This is a genomic window from Lichenihabitans sp. Uapishka_5 (assembly GCF_033947565.1).
Lineage (GTDB): Bacteria > Pseudomonadota > Alphaproteobacteria > Rhizobiales > Beijerinckiaceae > Lichenihabitans.
The window spans coordinates 1-1302 of record NZ_JARPVX010000198.1; the positions used below are offsets into that span (position 1 = coordinate 1).

The 1302-nt window shown below is 71.0% G+C and carries 1 protein-coding gene; it reads right to left on the reverse strand.

Annotation, left to right across the window (positions count from 1 at the left end):
• The coding region (locus P7D22_RS23130; RefSeq protein WP_319936589.1) for a bifunctional adenosylcobinamide kinase/adenosylcobinamide-phosphate guanylyltransferase at nucleotides 1–289 on the reverse strand (289 nt) is incomplete at its 3' end.
• Nucleotides 290–1302 lie beyond the last annotated feature (1013 nt).

Here is a 1302-nt window from a genome sequence, read left to right on the forward strand (position 1 = left end):
GCCACAGCGTCAAACAGTCGACCAGCACGGCCGTACCGGGCGCGGCCTCGCGGCGCAACGCTTCGGCAAGGTCGAGCGGCGCCTCCACGGTGCGCCAGCGCCCGTCCCGCCGCGCCCGGTGCTCGGCCACCCGCCGGTCCATCTCGTCGTCCCACACGGTCGCGGTGGCGAGATAGACGAGCATGCCGCCGCTCGCGGCCGCCAGCGCCTCCGCGTGGGTGCTCTTGCCCGAGCGGGCGCCGCCGATCACCAAACAGCTCCGCGCCACCACGGTGCCCGCTTCCGCCATCCCCGCCCTCCCGGATTGCCGACGGGCCGCAAACCCGACACAACAAACCCATGAATTCCATCTTCGCCGACGCGGGCACAAGCGTCTTCGAGACCATGTCGCGCCTGGCGGCCCAGCACGGCGCCATCAACCTCGGCCAGGGGTTCCCCGACGGCACCGGGCCGCGCGACGTGTTGGAAGTCGCCGCCCGGGCGCTGCTCGACAACTCCAACCAATATCCGCCGATGCTCGGCCTGCCCGAACTGCGACAGGCCGTTGCGGCGCATTACCGCCGGTTCCAGGCCCTCGAACTCGACCCTGCCAGCGAGGTGATGGTGACCTCGGGCGCCACCGAGGCGCTGGCCGGCGCCTTGATGGCGCTGATCGAGCCCGGCGACGAGGTGGTGCTGTTCCAGCCGATGTACGACGCCTACCTGCCGCTGGTCCGGCGCGCCGGCGGGGTGCCGCGCTTCGTCACGCTCGAGCCGCCGCATTGGCGTTTCGACGCGGCGGCGCTGGCGGCGGCCTTCGGGCCGCGCACCCGGGCGGTGCTGTTCAACAACCCGCTCAACCCGACCGGCACCGTGTTCGGCGCCGACGATCTGGCGCTGCTGGCTCGCTTCTGCGTCGCCCATGACGCGGTGGCGATCTGCGACGAGGTGTGGGAACACGTCACCTTCGACGGGGCGCCGCACCGAACCCTAATGGCCGAGCTCGGCATGCGCGACCGCACGGTGAAGATCGGCTCGGCCGGCAAGATCTTCGCGCTCACGGGCTGGAAGGTCGGTTTCGTGATGGCGGCCCCCGGGCTGCTGCGCGGTCTGGCACGCGCCCACCAGTTCCTCACCTTCACGACGCCGCCCAACCTGCAGACCGCGGTCGCCTACGGGCTCGGCAAGCCGGAAGCGCATTTCGCCGCCATGCGGGACGGGCTGCAACGCAGCCGAGACCGATTTGCGGCGGGGCTGGCGGAGTTGGGCTGGCCCGTGGTGCCGAGCCAGGGCTCCTATTTCCTCTGTCTCTTATACACATCT